The 16,973-nt window shown below is 36.0% G+C and carries 15 protein-coding genes; 12 read left to right on the forward strand and 3 right to left on the reverse strand.

Annotation, left to right across the window (positions count from 1 at the left end; genetic code table 11):
• Window positions 1–176: 176 nt before the first annotated feature.
• The 5 genes from OCK74_RS20690 (at window position 177) to OCK74_RS20710 (ending at window position 7,612) form a co-directional block, all read left to right on the forward strand.
• Complete coding sequence (locus OCK74_RS20690; protein WP_279299025.1) at window positions 177–1,550, forward strand: MFS transporter; 1,374 nt, start codon at window positions 177–179, stop codon at window positions 1,548–1,550.
• Window positions 1,551–1,609: 59 nt separating this feature from the next.
• The gene (locus OCK74_RS20695) at window positions 1,610–3,469 is read left to right on the forward strand and encodes a glycoside hydrolase family 13 protein (RefSeq protein WP_279298992.1); all 1,860 of its coding nucleotides are present in this window, start codon (window positions 1,610–1,612) and stop codon (window positions 3,467–3,469) included.
• A gap of 1,290 nt (window positions 3,470–4,759) precedes the next feature.
• On the forward strand, window positions 4,760–5,530 hold the full coding sequence (locus tag OCK74_RS20700) for an SDR family NAD(P)-dependent oxidoreductase (protein WP_279298993.1): 771 nt from the start codon (window positions 4,760–4,762) through the stop codon (window positions 5,528–5,530).
• 12 nt (window positions 5,531–5,542) lie between these two features.
• Window positions 5,543–6,373, forward strand: coding sequence for a 5-dehydro-4-deoxy-D-glucuronate isomerase (kduI, locus tag OCK74_RS20705; RefSeq protein WP_279298994.1), 831 nt, complete (start codon window positions 5,543–5,545; stop codon window positions 6,371–6,373).
• Between the two features lie 231 nt (window positions 6,374–6,604).
• Window positions 6,605–7,612 carry a metal-dependent hydrolase gene (locus OCK74_RS20710; RefSeq protein WP_279299026.1) on the forward strand — a complete coding sequence of 336 codons (1,008 nt, stop codon included), beginning with the start codon at window positions 6,605–6,607 and terminating at the stop codon, window positions 7,610–7,612.
• 22 nt (window positions 7,613–7,634) lie between these two features.
• On the opposite strand, the gene OCK74_RS20715 is transcribed toward OCK74_RS20710, so the two are convergent.
• A complete protein-coding gene (locus OCK74_RS20715) occupies window positions 7,635–8,807 on the reverse strand; it encodes a phospholipase D-like domain-containing protein (protein WP_279298995.1) in 1,173 nt (390 codons plus the stop codon).
• A gap of 212 nt (window positions 8,808–9,019) precedes the next feature.
• Between OCK74_RS20715 and OCK74_RS20720 the strand changes: the two genes are divergently transcribed.
• The 3 genes from OCK74_RS20720 (at window position 9,020) to OCK74_RS20730 (ending at window position 11,247) form a co-directional block, all read left to right on the forward strand.
• A complete protein-coding gene (locus OCK74_RS20720; RefSeq protein WP_279298996.1) occupies window positions 9,020–9,391 on the forward strand; it encodes a hypothetical protein in 372 nt (123 codons plus the stop codon).
• Window positions 9,392–9,599: 208 nt separating this feature from the next.
• Window positions 9,600–10,682: a baeRF3 domain-containing protein gene (locus tag OCK74_RS20725; protein WP_279298997.1), complete on the forward strand. Its 1,083-nt coding sequence runs from the start codon at window positions 9,600–9,602 to the stop codon at window positions 10,680–10,682.
• 97 nt (window positions 10,683–10,779) lie between these two features.
• Complete coding sequence (locus tag OCK74_RS20730) at window positions 10,780–11,247, forward strand: pyridoxamine 5'-phosphate oxidase family protein (RefSeq protein WP_279298998.1); 468 nt, start codon at window positions 10,780–10,782, stop codon at window positions 11,245–11,247.
• Window positions 11,248–11,265: 18 nt separating this feature from the next.
• Here the strand turns inward: OCK74_RS20730 and OCK74_RS20735 are convergent, their stop codons facing one another.
• Together OCK74_RS20735 and OCK74_RS20740 are read right to left on the reverse strand one after the other, a co-directional pair.
• On the reverse strand, window positions 11,266–12,324 hold the full coding sequence (locus tag OCK74_RS20735; RefSeq protein ID WP_279298999.1) for a response regulator: 1,059 nt from the start codon (window positions 12,322–12,324) through the stop codon (window positions 11,266–11,268).
• Between the two features lie 199 nt (window positions 12,325–12,523).
• Window positions 12,524–12,712 carry a hypothetical protein gene (locus tag OCK74_RS20740; RefSeq protein WP_279299000.1) on the reverse strand — a complete coding sequence of 63 codons (189 nt, stop codon included), beginning with the start codon at window positions 12,710–12,712 and terminating at the stop codon, window positions 12,524–12,526.
• Between the two features lie 245 nt (window positions 12,713–12,957).
• Here OCK74_RS20740 and OCK74_RS20745 point away from each other — a divergent pair, with 245 nt between their 5' ends.
• The 4 genes from OCK74_RS20745 to OCK74_RS20760 all read left to right on the forward strand — a co-directional run bounded on the left by OCK74_RS20745 (window position 12,958) and on the right by OCK74_RS20760 (window position 16,911).
• Window positions 12,958–13,470 carry a YciE/YciF ferroxidase family protein gene (locus tag OCK74_RS20745; RefSeq protein WP_279299001.1) on the forward strand — a complete coding sequence of 171 codons (513 nt, stop codon included), beginning with the start codon at window positions 12,958–12,960 and terminating at the stop codon, window positions 13,468–13,470.
• A gap of 147 nt (window positions 13,471–13,617) precedes the next feature.
• Window positions 13,618–14,064 carry an Hsp20/alpha crystallin family protein gene (locus OCK74_RS20750; RefSeq protein ID WP_279299002.1) on the forward strand — a complete coding sequence of 149 codons (447 nt, stop codon included), beginning with the start codon at window positions 13,618–13,620 and terminating at the stop codon, window positions 14,062–14,064.
• Between the two features lie 115 nt (window positions 14,065–14,179).
• Window positions 14,180–15,301: a site-2 protease family protein gene (locus OCK74_RS20755; RefSeq protein WP_279299003.1), complete on the forward strand. Its 1,122-nt coding sequence runs from the start codon at window positions 14,180–14,182 to the stop codon at window positions 15,299–15,301.
• Between the two features lie 41 nt (window positions 15,302–15,342).
• Complete coding sequence (locus tag OCK74_RS20760; RefSeq protein ID WP_279299004.1) at window positions 15,343–16,911, forward strand: L,D-transpeptidase family protein; 1,569 nt, start codon at window positions 15,343–15,345, stop codon at window positions 16,909–16,911.
• Window positions 16,912–16,973: the final 62 nt, after the last annotated feature.

Raw genomic sequence — 16,973 nt, forward strand, 5'->3', positions numbered from 1 at the left:
AAAAACTAGAAATTGGCAATGAACTTTGAACTTTTCCTATTTTATGATTTAATCTGTTTAATTGGGTATGCTTACTTCAAGCCAAAAATGTAAATTCAATTCTGGATGATTATTTTATGGTTATATGCATTGTGTAATAAATACACTATCTTCATTTTTAATAATTACGATTGTTTATGCCTGCATTTTCAGTTCCAGAAGGTAAACCTAAACTTCGTTTCTGGCAAATCTTCAACATGAGCTTTGGATTCTTTGGGATCCAGTTTGGATGGGACCTTCAGCGTGCCAATATGGGACCAATCTATGAATTTTTAAAAGCCTCACCGGAAGAAATCCCATTACTCTTTTTGGCTGCACCTCTTACAGGATTGCTTGTTCAACCTATAATTGGCTATTTGAGCGACCATACCTGGCATCCAAGGTGGGGTAGACGTAGACCTTATTTCTTTATTGGAGCAGTGTTGAGTACTGTTTGTCTATTTTTTATGCCAAACAGCAGTGCACTATGGATGGCTGCTGGTTTGCTTTGGATTTTAGATACTTCGGGCAATATCGCTATGGAACCATTTCGCGCTTTTGTTGCAGATAAATTGCCTGACAGCCAAAGTACTAAAGGCTTTGCAATGCAAAGTTTTCTTATTGGCCTAGGGGGGAGTATTGCTTCTGCACTTCCCTGGATACTTTCCAATATATTTCATGTTTCCAGAATTTCGGTTGGTGGAGCCATTCCCAATTCAGTTAAATACGCTTTTTATATAGGCGGTTCTATTTTTTTAATAGCCATTTTATATACTATTCTCACTTCAAATGAATACCCTCCAACTGAAGACAGCCAGGAAGAGGCAAGTGCAGGAGGTTTTAGTCATGGATTAAAAGAAATTTCAAGTTCTATTTCTAATATGCCATCAAAGATGAAGCAATTGGCTCTTGTTCAATTTTTTACCTGGCCAGGATTATTTTTAATGTGGTTCTATTATAGTACTGCTGTAGCTAGAAATATATTTGGTGCAGAGAGTGAAAAAGACGTGTTATATACACAGGGAGTGGAGTTTGCAGGTCTGACACTATCTTATTATAGTATAGTTACTTTCTTATTCGCCTTACTATTGCCAGCAATAGCAGGACGCCTCGGACGAAAGCTTACCCATTCACTTTGCCTGATTTGTGGTGCATTAGGACTTATAGGAGTGGGGTTTGTGACTGATAAAAATATGCTTTATGTATGTATGACAGGAGTAGGAATAGCATGGGCAAGCATCTTATCAATGCCTTATGCAATGCTAGCAGGTAGTCTTCCGTCAAATAAGGTGGGCATTTATATGGGTATTTTCAATTTTTTTATTGTTCTGCCGGAGATCATAGCCTCACTTTTCTTTGGTTGGATCATGGAGCACCTGCTTCATAATAATCGAATGACAGCTGTACAGATTGGAGGTGTATTAATGATTTTAGCTGCGGTTTTTTGTTACTTTTTTGTCAGTGAAAAACATGAGAGAGTTTCAAAATCCAAAGTTGCTAAAATTGAAATTGAGGAGCAACGTCCTATTTGAGCTTCTTCTCCATAAGTAATTCTACATCCAACTTCAATTTTAAATTGTTTGATGACACAATGAGAAAGCTTATTCTTTTATTTTTTTCCTATTTGGTTTTTGTATGGGCTAACGCTAATGAATATAAAGTTGATGGTATATATCCTTCCAATTGGTGGGTTGGCATGAAGAACCCTAAAGTGCAATTAATGGTTCATGGCTCCAATATTTCTGAAAACACATTTACGATTAATTATCCCGGGGTAAAGCTTGTAAAGGTCAATAAGGTTGAAAATCCTAACTATGTTTTTCTGGATTTGACAATTGCGCCTTTGGCTAAACCTGGACAATTGAAAATCCATATCAATGGTTTTAATGGAGATGGTGATATTTCATTTGAATTGAAACAGCGGCGAAAAGGCAAAGGAACATTATATGCACAAGGTGTTACTTCTAACGATTTTATTTACCTGCTGATGCCTGATCGGTTTAGCAATGGCGATTATTCAAATGATAAAGTTCCTGGCATGAAAGATCAGTCGTTAAACCGTGATTCTTTGTATCACCGGCATGGGGGAGATTTGAAAGGTGTCATTAATCATCTTGATTATTTACAGGATTTGGGCGTTACAACTCTTTGGATGACACCAGTTTTGGAAAATGATATGCCAAACAGGACAGAACATGGCTATGCTATTACTAATCATTATAAAGTAGACCCAAGGCTGGGTGGAAATGATGTTTATAAAAGATTAAGCGATGAACTACACAAACGAGGAATGAAACTTATCCAGGATGCTGTTTACAACCACACAGGACTTCAACATTTTTTTGTTCAGGATTTGCCTATGAAAGACTGGCTAAACCAGTGGCCTAAGTACACGAACACTACATATAAAGATCAGCCATTGATGGATAGTTATGCTTCAATAAAAGATAGAGAAGTGATGAGCAATGGATGGTTTACACCACAAATGCCTGATCTGAATCAGAATAATCCCTACGTAGCTAATTTTTTAATTCAACATGCAATCTGGAGTGTTGAAGAATTTGGTGTAGATGGTTGGCGTATTGATACTTACATCTATAATGACTTGCCTTTCATGAATCGATGCAATAAGGCTTTAATGGATGAATATCCCAAAATAACCCTGTTTGGTGAAACCTGGGTACATGGCATGCTAGACCAGGCTTTTTTTACTCAGAACAACATGGGCAACATTCCATTTAAGAGTAATCTGCCTGGAGTAACCGATTTCCAAACCAATTTATATGGCATCAATCCAGCCTTGACTCAGAACTTTGGCTGGACGGAGGGGGTGAACAAACTTTATCAAACGCTGGCTAATGATTTCATATACGTTGACCCTATGAAGAATGTGACATTTTTGGATAATCATGATATGACACGTTTTTTGTCGCAAGTGGGAGAGGATATTGATAAATTAAAAATGGGAATTGGATGGTTGTTCACAACCCGTGGTATTCCCCAATTGTATTATGGAACTGAAATTTTAATGAAAGGAGTATCTAACCCAGATGGTTGGGTGCGTTTAGATTTCCAAGGTGGCTGGAAGGAAGATGCTCAAAATAAATTTACAAAGGAAGGAAGAACTGAGCAGGAAAACGAAGTGTTTAATTGGACTAAAACATTGGCCAATTTCCGTAAAAGGTCTTCTGCCTTAAAAACAGGGAAGCTGATGCAGTATGTTCCGGAAGATTGGGTATATACCTATTTCCGTTATGATAACAATCAAACTGTGATGGTAATCATGAATACTGCAACAGAAGAGAAAACTATAGATGTCAGCAGGTTTTCTGAGCAAACAAATGGTTTCCGAAAGGCTGTCAATGTAGTTACATCTTCTTCAAATGAATTTTCCAATATCAAATGGATAATACCAGCAAAGACACTCTGGGTATTAAATCTTGAAAAATAACCAGGATCTCGAATTTATCTGAACCTGGATTTGGGGGTTTGAGAGGAGATGACAGATGGCTAATGATAGAATGGATATTAGAAATTGGAGATTAGGAGATTGGTGGTGTAAGGCTGGTTTTGTAACTTTAGGCACAGTTCCATTGACTCCATTTAGCCCTTTCAGGGCGTTCTGCCGATTGGTTGTTTTCCCCTTCTTGATGAGCATTTTCTGAATTTTTATCGAAGCATAGTCGAAAGATGGTCGAAGGATGGTCGAAGTAGCCTAGGCTTAGATACGGCTAATGTATACCTAAAGTACGGTTTAAGTATGGGGAATGGAGGGATGCTGTTGGAATACTGTAGCCCTACTTTAGGTATACCGTATGTATACTGAATCTACGAAGGATGTGTTTTTTCTGGTTGCTTTATTCATTTTCAGTCAATATTGATTATTATTTAAATGTTTTTGAAAAAGGGACCGGTTGGGAGTTCCTGTTGTCTTGAATTTTGTAAGAGTATAATTGTGTCCTTTTTTTGTAATCATGTAGTATAATTTATAGCGAGTGGTGAAGGTATAAATTCTGCAAATTGTACTATTTCATAGGTGGTAATCCTACGAGTTGTTTCTGGTAAGATTTCTAGTGATTAGGGTTGGATTTCAGTAATTGCTGTATATGAAAATCGAGCAAAAGTGCAATTGCAGAGCTTGTTTTGGTTAATTATTTTTGTATTGAAGTTGATTGATGAATATCTCAATTATCCGTATCCAAAAGTCAAACCATTTTCGTAAGTAGTTATTTGAGAATCCAATCCGAGAAAAGCCAAAAGTTTAATCCAATATCAGTCAACTTCTTTTTTCCATTTTCCATATTTAGCGAACCGTTTTTACATCCGTATCTGTATCCAGTCCTTGAAAACGAAGGCGTCCCTCTGTCCGATGAAAATTTAGAGGAAAAATTATTAATCGCCTGATAAACAAGAGGCTGACTCAAAAGTATGAGTCAGCCTCTTGTTATTCGGGTACCTGATGGAGTCTAGTACGCATTTAAGTGATTCTCAGGGGCTTCATTTACTTTTGATACGGCCTCCTTCTTATTTCTGGCAAGTGATTAATGCTTGTTCAATTAGATGATTTTGAAAGCTTTGATATTCTTTAAGTGCCGTTTCTTTTTGATCCTTTCTATTGAGGAGAATCATATGTTTTTGAAATTTGATTTGATTTTTTATACTATGATCGTCGTAAGTTTGGCGCTTTAATTCCCAAAATAGTTAAGGTAGACAGATTTTTATTGAAACGGAAAATCAAAAAATGAGTATACAGCGTTTATTTGACCTTTCAGGTAAAACAGCATTGGTCACCGGTTGTGCTCGTGGTATCGGTAAGGCAATGGCTGCTGCTCTGGCTGAAGCTGGGGCTGATATAATAGGGGTGTCATCAGGACTAGCAAGTTCGGGAAGTGAGGTCGAAAAAGAGGTTACTGCTTTTGGTAGAAAATTCACCGCCTATCAATGTGATTTTAGTGACCGGAATGCCTTGTATGGATTTATTAAAAAGGCTAAAGAAGAGAATCCTCCTATTGATATTTTGATCAATAACGCTGGTATAATTATGCGCAAGCCGGTGGAGGAGCATCCTGATGAATATTGGGACCAGGTGATTGCTGTAAATCTTGATGCACAGTTTGTCATTACCCGTGAAATTGGTAAAGACATGTTGGTCAGGGGTTCTGGTAAAGTTATTTTTACCTGCTCGATGCTTTCATACCAGGGTGGAATCAATGTACCAGGATATACAGCAAGTAAGTCTGCCGTTGCAGGTCTTGTGAAAGCATTTGCAAATGAATGGGCTAGTCGTGGTATTAATGTCAATGGTATTGCACCGGGATATATAGAAACTGACAACACGCAAGCTTTACGTGAAGATCCTGAAAGGAAGCAGGCAATATTAAACAGGATACCTGCGGGACGTTGGGGCGCGCCGGAAGATTTTATAGGGCCAGTGGTTTTCTTGTGTTCAGAAGCCGGGAATTATGTAAACGGAACAATTTTAAATGTTGATGGGGGCTGGATGGCCCGATAAATTAAATTTACTATGCAAGTAAGATTTCAAATAGGTCCGAAAGAGACAAGCCAAATGAATACGCAGGAATTGCGTGATAATTTTCTGTTGGAAAGTTTAATGAAGCCTAATTCTGTTGAGTTGGTTTATACCCATTATGACCGGGTTATTTTTGGTGGCGCTGTACCTGTTGACGGTAAATTAGAGCTGCCAAATCATCCAGAGTTGAGGTCTGACTACTTTTTAGAGCGTCGCGAATTGGGTATCATTAATGTTGGCGGTGCCGGAACTGTAACTGTTGATGGTAAATCACAAGTTTTGACGAAGTTGGATTGCCTCTATGCTGGTAAAGGTAGCCAGGTAGTTTCTTTTGAAAGTGCTGATTCTGCTAATCCTGCCGTATTTTTCCTGCTGTCGGCTCCTGCACACCAAACTTATCCTGTTCAATTTTTGCCCAAGGAGCAAGCCTCTCCGATGAACCTAGGTGCAATCGAAACTGCCAACCAAAGGACAGTTTATAAATACATTCATGCGGACGGAATTAAAAGTTGCCAGTTGGTAATGGGGTTAACGGTGCTGAACACCGGAAGTGTATGGAATACTATTCCTTCTCATACACATACCCGCAGAATGGAAGCTTACTTTTATTTTGATATTCCTGAAAATCAAAGGGTATTCCACTTTATGGGAGAACCTACACAAACCAGACATATGTTGCTTGCCAATCACCAGGCAATTGTATCTCCGGCCTGGTCTATTCACTCTGGATGTGGTACCAGTAATTATTCCTTCATCTGGGGTATGGCAGGAGAGAACTACAATTATGCAGATATGGATGTAGTTGACATCAGAGAAATGAGATAATCTAAAATATTGTTGAATTCATTAAGGAAGCTGTCTCAAGACTAAAATTGAGGCAGCTTTTTTATTGTTATTGACTTCAGGTCATTGTAAATGCCCTTAGATAACATTATCTTGATGTACTCATTATTTTTCGTCATATTGGTTTGATTATCATGTTTAATCAGTAATCAGAGGTAGCTGGGTTAAATAGAAGATAACTGGAACAAAAGTCTTTAAAACAAACTGTAAGCTATTGATTCCTTAACACATATCGTTTTAGGGGCTTGCATAGGTGAAGCTATAGCAGGCAAACGACTCGGCAAAAGGGCCATGCTATTTGGTGCCATTGCACAGAATATACCTGATATCGATATTATTTCGTCCCTTTGGCTAGGACCTGCTGAAAATCTTCTTGCTCACAGGGGATTTACTCATTCCATACTTTTTGCAGTTTTAATAACTGGATTATTAGCTTTTATTGCAAAGCGATGGTATCAGCAAAGAATTTCTCTTCGAGTTTGGATGCTGCTGTTTGGTATTAATATTTTCGTTCATATTTTTATCGATGCTTTAAATGCTTATGGTACCGGGTGGTTCGAGCCATTCAGCCACCAGCGTATCTCTTTTCACACGCTTTTTGTTGTGGATCCATTATTTACTGTATGGCCGTTTATAGCCGCAATTGTATTGTTGTTTATTGTTAAAAACCATCGAAGGAGGAGGTTTTGGTGGAAAATTGGTGTTGGTTTAAGTTCATTGTACCTTGTTTATGCAATTATTAATAGAGTAAATGTTAGTGTAGAAGTAAAGCATAGTTTATCGAAACAGGATATTCCATATCAGAAGCTTTTAATAACTCCAACGCCCTTCAACAGCTTATTGTGGTATGTAGTTGCAGGTGATGCGCAGGGATTTTATATAGGCTACCGTTCTGTCTTTGATACAAAGGAAAGAATGGATCTGACGTATTTTCCTCGCAATGATTCTTTGCTCAGTACAGTTCATGACCAAGAAAGTTTACAGCATTTGCAACGATTTTCGCAAGGGTATTATACTATTGAAAAGTGGCATGATTCCTTAGTTTTTAATGATTTGAGATTTGGTCAAATGGCAGGCTGGTATAATCCAAATGAGAAATTTATATTTCATTATTTTCTTCAACATCCCAATGAGAATGAGTTGGTGTTACAGCGGGGCCGGTTTGCAAAATGGAATGAAGTAACTGTAAAATCTCTTTTAAAAAGGAGCAGGGGGAATTAGTTAATTGATATGAAATACGAGCTTATTCCTCCTGTTTGAAATAAAATGTAAACAGATACAAGAGCAAGCGGATCAATTCGTATGAAAGCCTTTGCAGAAGGGTGCCAGGAAAGGTAACATTGTTATTTGGATGTTTTATCCTAATGCAGTCATTTATAATAATTTGGTCTAATTCATTTTGCACATGGTTTGCAAAGGGTTTGTTGCGGATATCCAAATTAAGCTCAATACTTGCATAAGCACTAATGTTGTTAATGTTATAGGAGCCGATTGTTACCCAATGATGATCGACAACAGCCATTTTTGCATGAAGTATGGTTGGCTGGTATTCATAAATTTCTATATGATGTCGCAGCAGCCAATTGTATAAATACCGTTCTGCATGTTTGACGAACACCACGTCTGAAGGACCCGCCAGAATGATTCTTACTTTAACTCCTCTCTTAACGGCTTTGCTCAGTGCTTTGCGTAGTTCCTGACCAGGCAAAAAGTAGCTGCACATTATTGTAATGCTCTCCATAGCGTTATTGAAAAGGCAGAAATAGGTTTTCCAGATTTCCCGCTTTGCCTTTATCCAGTCATTACGCCTTACACGGACAGAGCATTTTTCATTATAGGGTATTAGGTGATGCAATTTTTCATAGTAAGGGGGCAGCGTGGTTGGTTCCTTTTCTTTACTCCATAATGAATAGCAATAATGATAGAGTTCGGCAGCAGCTTCACCTTCAACCATAATAGCCATGTCCAACCAGGCTCGACTGTTTGGAAGATCATTATATCGATTAGCAATATTTAATCCTCCTACCAAAGCGAACTGCGCATCAATAACAACCACTTTATGGTGGAGTCTCCGGCCGAAGTAGAAGTAATTGCTTTTAAGGATAGGCTCGAAAAACCGGAAGTTGATTCCTGCATTTTTCATTCTGGCAATTAAAGCGACCGGAATATGTCGAGAAGCATAACCAACAACAAGCAGGTAAACAGGTATCCCTCTTTTAGCCGCTTTTATCAAAGCTGCAGCAATTGTATTTCCTGTCTCATCAATGTTGAAAATGTAAGTTTGGATGTGTACTGAGTGGATAGCGGCATCTATCAATTGTTCTAATAGAGAAAAGTACTCCTTTCCACCATTAACCAGTTGAACTCTGTTGTTTTTATAATAGTTGCCATTGCTCTGTTTTGGGGTCCGATGCATATGTCCTACTATTATTCTTGCAATTATTCAATAGTAGTGTTTCAAAAAAAATGACGAACTGATGTTTGTCAGTTTGCTGTATGATGGTGATCAATTCGGAGTGCATTAAAAAATTTGTAAATTACATAAGAGTGCATTAAAGCTCTGGTAAAAAGGGTATTGTTTTCTATTGCATAAGTTTTAGGACTATCCATTAAAAAACTTAGGAATCTATGATTTTACGCATTGATGACAATAAGAGTATTTCAGATTTACAGGAAAAGTTTGAATTATGTTTTCCTGGACTGAAAATCGAATTTTACCGCAAGCCTCATAATTGGTACGAGGCAACTTCATCCAAATACTTATATCCAAGCGAAAGCTTAATAGGTGATATAAGAAAGATACATGATCGTGGGGAGTTGGAAATCAAATCATGGTTCAAGACTGGCAAAGTTGAACAAGACTTTAAAGAAGGGTTTGGTTTATATGTACAGGTTTTTCGATATAAGAATAATAAATGGGTACAAACTACATTATGCGATAATCTTACATTGGCGCAATTAGTTGGTAATGTTTTCGAAAGTAAGAGCGCGGTAAAATGATCTGCTAAAAATTATATGTAGTTATTAATAATTTAAAATGATGATTTTCGTTTTGGGGTGAGGAAGCGTCATCTTGAATTGATCACCTAATGAAATCTTAACGAATTTCTAAATTATAGATAACCACAATGGTGGAGATATATTAAGGTAAAACTAGATTAAATTTATATACTGTTTCCGATTGAAAAACACCTTAAACCCACGTACCATGCAGTCAAATGTATTAAAAAATGAAATGGCTGTTATTCGAGAATTGAAGGTTCAGCCTTTTATTACCCTCTTACTACCATTTGAGCCTAAAATGACTCCAAAGTACATTTTAGAGAAACGTATAAAGTCTACCCTAGAAAAGATTAAAAATGAGCTTTTTGAGCATTATTCTTTTGTGTCTGCAAAGGAAGTCAATGACAAGTTAGTGAGTATTATCAGTAATCTTGATTATAACACCCATAAAAAAAGCGTTGCAGTCCTGGTATCCTCTGAAGAGTGTAAAACCTTTTACATGGATGTGAATGTTGAAGAAAAGTTTTTTGTAACTACTTCTTTTCAATACAGGCAATTGGTAGGGCACCAAAAAGATGATAAAGAATATCTTTTGGTTGTTATGAATGACGATTATGCTGCTGTTTACAGAGGGCAGGGAGAAACAATATCAAAAATTTTACATAATGTTCCTGAATATAAAAGACAGGGAACATTATTGGATAAAAGTCATTCAAAGGATGCGGGAATTAAGGATCAACAAACATCATATTACAATTTTATACGCTTGATAGACAAAAGTTTGTCAATTTTGCTCAATGCATTTCCATTACCTGTATTTCTACTTGCACCCACAAAAATTGCTGAAAATTTCGGACAATTAACTCATAATAATGATTTTATTGTTGCAACTATAGAAGAAAATTTTTACAATATTTCAGAAGACGAAATTGAAAAATTTATTCAGCCTTTCATCAGTCATTGGCAAATCTTAAAAGATCGTTTTTGGTTACATCAATTAGGGAGTGCTCTGGAGAATGGAACACTTGAAGTAGGGATCGAAGATGTTTGGAGCCTGGCCAAAAGAAAAAATATAAAAATGCTTGTAGTAGAAGAGGATTATGAATATAAAGCATTTTTAGGAAAGGATCTCATTATCAGTGCTGAAGAAGCTGCCAATAATATTTATATCAAAGATGCTGTAGAGGATGTCATAGAAAAAGTATTGGCTGATGGAGGGAAAGTTACTTTTGTTTCAGGTGCAGCACTCCATAACTTTATGCATATTGCAGCCATCAAGAGTTACTAACGTAATATTGATATAAAAGCGTTTCAATAAAGTTATATTTTTCAGTATACTTGATTTATACTGATCAAGTACATACATAGCTGTAAAATCAAACAATATGGTAGGAAATTTGACAGAGGAAGAAATGAAGGAGGTTTTGAGAAACAATATTATTGGGAGAATTGGATGCAATGATGGCGAGAGGACCTATGTGGTACCTGTTAGTTATTTATTTGATGGAGATAATATCATAGCTCATTCTTTAGAAGGGATGAAAATCCATATGATGCGTAGAAATCCTGAAGTATGCTTTGAAGTGGATGAAATGACAAGTTTTACCAATTGGCGTAGTGTTATATTATGGGGCCAGTATGAAGAAATTAAAGACGAAAGGGAAAGAGTAGAGGCAATGGATTCATTTGTGCACCGTATGCTTCGGTTAAAAATAAGCGAGACAGCTCAAACACCTGAAACATCCCGAATAAGATTGCATCCTCGAACAGGGAAACTGAGAACAATTGTTTACCGAATAGTTGTTAATAAAATGACGGGGAAATTTGAAGATGATATTGAAAGGGTTGATTAGAGAAAAAAGGGCAGTTTTTTAATTCATAAGTTTTATTAATTTTTCTCTTTCCAGGATAATTACATTTCCTTCCCTGATATCAATCAGTTTTTCGTTTTTAAAATCAGAAAGTGTCCTTATTAAAGATTCTGCTGCAGTACCAGCAATGGCTGCCATATTTTCACGGCTGATATGAATGGGTGCATTCTCATTTTTTTCTTCAATCAACTTGTCTTGTATCATGATCAAAGCATCTGCTACTTTTTTGCGAAGTGAGTTGTAAGCAATATTCAGTAATTGCTGTTCTTTATCGGTTACATTTTTTGCCAGCATTTTAATAAACTTATTTGAAACAGCCTGGTTTTTATTGAGCAGGTTTTCAAAATCAGCCTTTGGAATAATGGCTATTTCGCATTCTTCCATTGTCTCAGCTGTTTCCTTGTAAGAAGATACTTCCATTAAGGCAACATATCCAAAAAAGTCTCCAGCATGATATAACTCTGTAACAAATTCTTTACCATCTTCATTTCTCTTATAAGTTTTTACCTTTCCCCTGATCAGGTAAAATAAGTACATAGGCCTGTTTCCTTCATAATATATGATCTGTTTTTTCTTGTATTTATTCAGGTTTCTTCCCTCCAGGAATAAGTTTAGTGTTTCTGTATAACCTTCAGAAAATATAGAACTGTTATTACTGTAATTTCCTGAAGTAAAATCCTGCATGATCAATTCATGTTTTTTTATTTGGGATTCTACAGCTTGTAATAATTCGGTAGCGCTGAAAGGTTTAGTTATAAAATCATCTGCTCCTTGTTCCATTGCAGCCCTGAAATCGCTGCGTTCCGTTTTAGCTGTTAAAAAGATCAGAGGCGTATGTTTTACTTCAGGATTTCTTCGCAGCATGTGTAATACCCCATAGCCATCCATTTCTGGCATGGCAATATCACACAAAATAAGATCAGGTTTTGAAAGAAGAATCTGTTTAATTCCCTGCATGCCGTCTTCTGCAGTAGTTACATTGTAGCTGGATAGTTCTAGAATTTCAGCAATGTTTTCTCTAACTGCTGCATTATCTTCTATAACAAGTATTTTTTTCATATGGAATGATCCCTATGAAATTACAACTATATTGTTTTATCTTATTATGATTTGCATCAATTGTACTTCTAAAGAACCGGGAGTGGAACTGCCTTTATCTGGATAATTTGCTGAAACAAGGTTGAAAAAAAATATTCTTATTTCAGGTATCATCTTGAATAACAACACCTGAAATAAGAATATTATACCAAGAGTCTATTTATTTTTTGTCTTTTACTACAAAAAACTTCCAACCTGGCATACCTAAAAACGATGGTCCCATTTGAATTATTTGCACTTCCATGTCAGGTTTATCATTGGAAGCTTCCATTGTGGTGTTTTTTCGAGGGGCTGAATCGTTTTCTATTCTGACATACTCACTACTCTTTTTTTCAATAGTAGTTTTCATGCTATTTTTTTTACAAAGCACTAAAGAAAAAACATTTTGTACAATGAAAGTGATCAGTACTAATTGTGATAATTGTCAATAATACATCAATATGTTATAAAGCGTTATTAATAAAGACTTTATTATACGAATTGAAGAGGTTATAAAATAATCAGTGAGGTCCATCAAAGAAATTGCTGATAGCGATCATTGCTTCTCCTTTTAAAGAAGTTATAAATTAGAATAATGCTTATAATTATCTAACTATGAAGCTGCATAACCAAGTTATTGTTTCATTACGTGATATGCTTTTAATAGACGGGAAAAAGATTGTTGATGTCGAAAACAATATAGAAGAAGTGTTGCCCGAATGGATATCAAAGATTAGTTCGAAGATTTTAAAGGAAGAGTTAGAGCACTATCTTTCTGATATACGATCTCACCAAAAGGAAATGAAGGACTGTGAAAAAAATGATAGTTCTATTCCAGATGAGTATAATAGCAGAATTGTGAAAGCATATTTAGATGAAGCAAATGATAAGCTAAGTGCCTGTGCCGATGCCAAGATTTTTGATGCCTACCTGATCTATGCTATACAAGCTATTAACCATTATAAAATAAATATCTATGGAACTTTAGCTACTTATGCTGATTCCCTCGGGCAACAAAAAACAGCAGAGATATATCATAAAGCAATGCTTGATGAAAAGGTTTCAGATATGCGCCTTTCAAATATTGCAGAAAGAAATATCAATGTGATCGCTACACTAACCTGTTGAAAAATCATTGTTTAAGACTTGATAATGTAAATTACTGATTACGCTCATGATTTTTGGTGATGGCGGTCTTTGGAATGCTCTTGTGTATTTATGTAGGTTTATAATGTCAAAATAATCCTTAACCAACATTTTAATAAGGAGGTCTATATGACAACTAAAGCATTATCAAGACCTGTAACATCCATTCCTGCTTTGTTTGAAGATTTTTTTAAGCCTTTAGATACCTGGTTAGATTACACAGGAACAGTTAGTAAAATGACAACTATACCTGCTGTAAATATTGTTGAGCTACCAAAAGAATTTAAAGTTTCACTTGCAGTGCCAGGCATGAAAAAGGAAGATTTTACTATTGATGTGGAAGATGATATGATCACTATCAGCTCCCAAAACGAAGAAAACAAGGAAGTGAAGGATGAAAAGTACACCAGGAAGGAATACAATTATTCTTCATTTTCCCGCAGTTTTACTTTGCCTGAAAATGTAAAGCAAGATGCCATAGAAGCAGTATATACGGATGGTGTTTTGCAATTGGTATTGCCCAAAAAAGCAGAGGCAAAAGCAACAGTAGCCACACGTAAAATCCCTATTAAATAATGCCGGTATATTAATGCGTGTATGGCTTTCAGGCTAGTTTTCAATAGCCCTGTTGCTACTGCAACAGGGCTATTGTTGTTTTATAATATATTATTCTATTTTAAAATTCAAGGTTATGCGTGGTTCAATTAAAATAGCGACTCTAAAAGATATCCATGTTTACATACATTGGACTTTTTTGCTTTTAGTAGGATGGGTGTTGATTACGAGTTTAATTGCTGGTTTTACTACTATGCAATTTTTATGGGCAATTATTTTATTACTTGGAGTTATTGCATGTATATTGCTGCATGAATTGGGCCATGTTCTTATAGCTGCAGGATATGGTATTTTTTCTAAAAGCGTCATTTTCTTACCTATAGGTGGAATAGGCTGTATTGAAAAGTTTCCGGATAGTCCAAAACAAGAATTAGCTATCAGTTTTGCGGGGCCTATTGTAAATATACTTATAGCTATGAGTATATCGGCATTTCTTCCATCGCATGTTCAATTTTGGGGTAAGGATGGATTCGAGGGAATTGTTCATAAGGATAACATTTTATCTTACTTGTTTGTTGTTAATATATTTCTTGCCATTTTCAATTTATTGCCTGCGTTCCCTTTAGATGGAGGAAGAATCCTACGTGCACTTTTGGGATTTAAGTTCAATTATATAAAAGCCACTGCTTTGACTACACATGTCAGTAAAATAATTGCCTGGTTATTGGTAGCAGCGGGCATTTTATTAATTAATCCATTCATTCCAATTGCAGGTGTATTTATCATTTTTCTTGCCAATACCGAAGAAAATTATTTACGCATCAACTCTTTAATTAAAGATATTCAATTGAAAGATGTTTTGATGTATGATTACAACAGCCTGGACGCCAATATGACGGTTGCAGAAGCTTCAAATTTCATATTGAATAACCATAGCAAATATTATATTTTAATGGAAGGAGCAGAACCTTATGGCAATATTAGAAGGTGGGAGATCATCAGAGCTATAGCTGATATGAATTACAATGCGAAACTGAAGGAACTGAAAAATAAGGACTTGAAATTTTTCGATGGGAACCAAACATTAGAAGATGTTCTTGGAAAAATGTCTGCTGACGAAGAAAAGATATACCCGGTTTTAGTCAATCATCAGTTTTCTGGGATAATCAGCTTTCAGCATATACTTGAATATTTATTGATCCATCAACATAAAACAACTGAATACCATAGGATAAGATCATTAGCAGGGTTGCTTTAATAGATAGAGTTCTACTATTTACAAAAATAAAAATGGCTTATGTGAAACGTGCCATATTGTTGTATTTCTTACTTGTTACTTTAATAAATGCACTGAGCCAAATATCAACTGATGGTATGCGGCAATTTGTGTTCAGTGCAGAATACCAATCTTTAAGCCTTCAATTTCCTGACCTGGTAAAATCTTTTTATGAGCAGCATCAATTTACACCTGTTTGGATGAAACCTGAAGGCCTAACAAGAAGAAATGCGATGTTTAAATTGTTACAGTCTGCTCCTGATCTTGGATTGTGCACCAGAGATTATCTTCCCAGGCGATTTTCTGGTTTAGGTTCGTATATTTCTTTTCTCAATGACCAGCCTGATTCCATTAGAACAGAAATCATTCTAACTGATGCCATCATTCATTTTTTACATGATGTAAAAAATGGAAATAATAAACCAATGTTAGATTTTGATGGCTTACAGTACACTCCATCTGATTCCGGTTTAATTTCCTGGCTAACCCTCGGCATTCGTCTTGACAGGTTTGATACCGTTGTTGAAAGACTTGAGCCCAATAATAAAATATACCGGCAGATGAAAATGAAGCTAATTGAATGGAATAAAGTTGTGGAGGATACCAATTTCCAGGAAGTCGTCATTGAATCTGATGATGTCAATTCCAGCAATAACATTCTAATGATAAAGCTGAAGCAATTGGGTTTTCTAAGTGCAAGTGATAAAATAGAGCAAAAGTTGATAATTGAGCGGTTAGTAGAAGCTCAAAGGTTCTTTGATTTATTGAGTGATGGCAATTTGGGTAAATATACACTGAGTGCCTTAAATGTGCCTCTGAAAACCAGGATATCTGAATTGAGCTTAGGAATCAACTGTTTTCGTTGGATTCATGAGATGAAAGAAAATGGAAATGTAGCCCTGTTGAATATACCCTCTACCCAGTTATTTATATTTAAGAAGGGTAGATTGATTTTCGACTCTAAAATTATTGCGGGAAAACCATCCACACCTACTGCAACATTAACCAGCTCCATAAACGAAGTTATTGTATATCCATATTGGAATGTACCATATTCCATTGCTACTAAAGAACTCTTACCTCAAATTAAAAGGAATATTGGGTACCTGAGTAGGAATAATTACCAGGTGCTCAACCAGAGAGGAGAGATCGTAGATCCTTATACAATAAAATGGAATGCATTGAGTGAGGCATATTTTCCTTACCAAATCCGTCAGTCAACTGGTTGTGATAATGCTTTAGGCATATTGAAGTTTAATTTTTATAATCCTTTTTCCATGTACCTACATGACACACCAGGCAAAAGTTTATTTTTATTGAACAGGCGTTTTTTTAGTCATGGATGCATGCGTGTAGAAAAGCCTGTAGAGCTTGCCAGATTATTATTGAAAGAAAAAATTTCCTCGGTTGAAGCATTAATCAATCAGTGCCTTGAAAATCAAAAACCCGTAACTATCCAATTGGAAAATCCGTTGCCAATAATTGTTTTGTACAGTACAGTTTGGTTTAATTTAAAAGGCCAGGTTAAATTTTATCCGGATATTTATCATAAGTTGATTCAGTCTGAGCTGTGTTACGATGCATTACAATGATTGTTTCAATACAGGTTTACCGATTCTGCTTTAATGTATGTTTTAACCTTTTCTTTAAATAG

The sequence above is a fragment of the Paraflavisolibacter caeni genome (assembly GCF_025628885.1).
GTDB lineage: Bacteria > Bacteroidota > Bacteroidia > Chitinophagales > Chitinophagaceae > Flavisolibacter > Flavisolibacter caeni.

Coding starts and splice junctions, on each gene's coding strand:
- OCK74_RS20690 (WP_279299025.1), top strand. CDS start 177: ATGCCTGCATTTTCAGTTCCAGAAGGTAAACCTAAACTTCGTTTCTGG.
- OCK74_RS20740 (WP_279299000.1), bottom strand. CDS start 12,712: ATGAAAACTACTATTGAAAAAAAGAGTAGTGAGTATGTCAGAATAGAA.
- kduI (WP_279298994.1), top strand. CDS start 5,543: ATGCAAGTAAGATTTCAAATAGGTCCGAAAGAGACAAGCCAAATGAAT.
- OCK74_RS20720 (WP_279298996.1), top strand. CDS start 9,020: ATGATTTTACGCATTGATGACAATAAGAGTATTTCAGATTTACAGGAA.
- OCK74_RS20750 (WP_279299002.1), top strand. CDS start 13,618: ATGACAACTAAAGCATTATCAAGACCTGTAACATCCATTCCTGCTTTG.
- OCK74_RS20715 (WP_279298995.1), bottom strand. CDS start 8,807: ATGCATCGGACCCCAAAACAGAGCAATGGCAACTATTATAAAAACAAC.
- OCK74_RS20695 (WP_279298992.1), top strand. CDS start 1,610: ATGAGAAAGCTTATTCTTTTATTTTTTTCCTATTTGGTTTTTGTATGG.
- OCK74_RS20735 (WP_279298999.1), bottom strand. CDS start 12,324: ATGAAAAAAATACTTGTTATAGAAGATAATGCAGCAGTTAGAGAAAAC.
- OCK74_RS20745 (WP_279299001.1), top strand. CDS start 12,958: ATGAAGCTGCATAACCAAGTTATTGTTTCATTACGTGATATGCTTTTA.
- OCK74_RS20700 (WP_279298993.1), top strand. CDS start 4,760: ATGAGTATACAGCGTTTATTTGACCTTTCAGGTAAAACAGCATTGGTC.
- OCK74_RS20755 (WP_279299003.1), top strand. CDS start 14,180: ATGCGTGGTTCAATTAAAATAGCGACTCTAAAAGATATCCATGTTTAC.
- OCK74_RS20725 (WP_279298997.1), top strand. CDS start 9,600: ATGCAGTCAAATGTATTAAAAAATGAAATGGCTGTTATTCGAGAATTG.
- OCK74_RS20730 (WP_279298998.1), top strand. CDS start 10,780: ATGGTAGGAAATTTGACAGAGGAAGAAATGAAGGAGGTTTTGAGAAAC.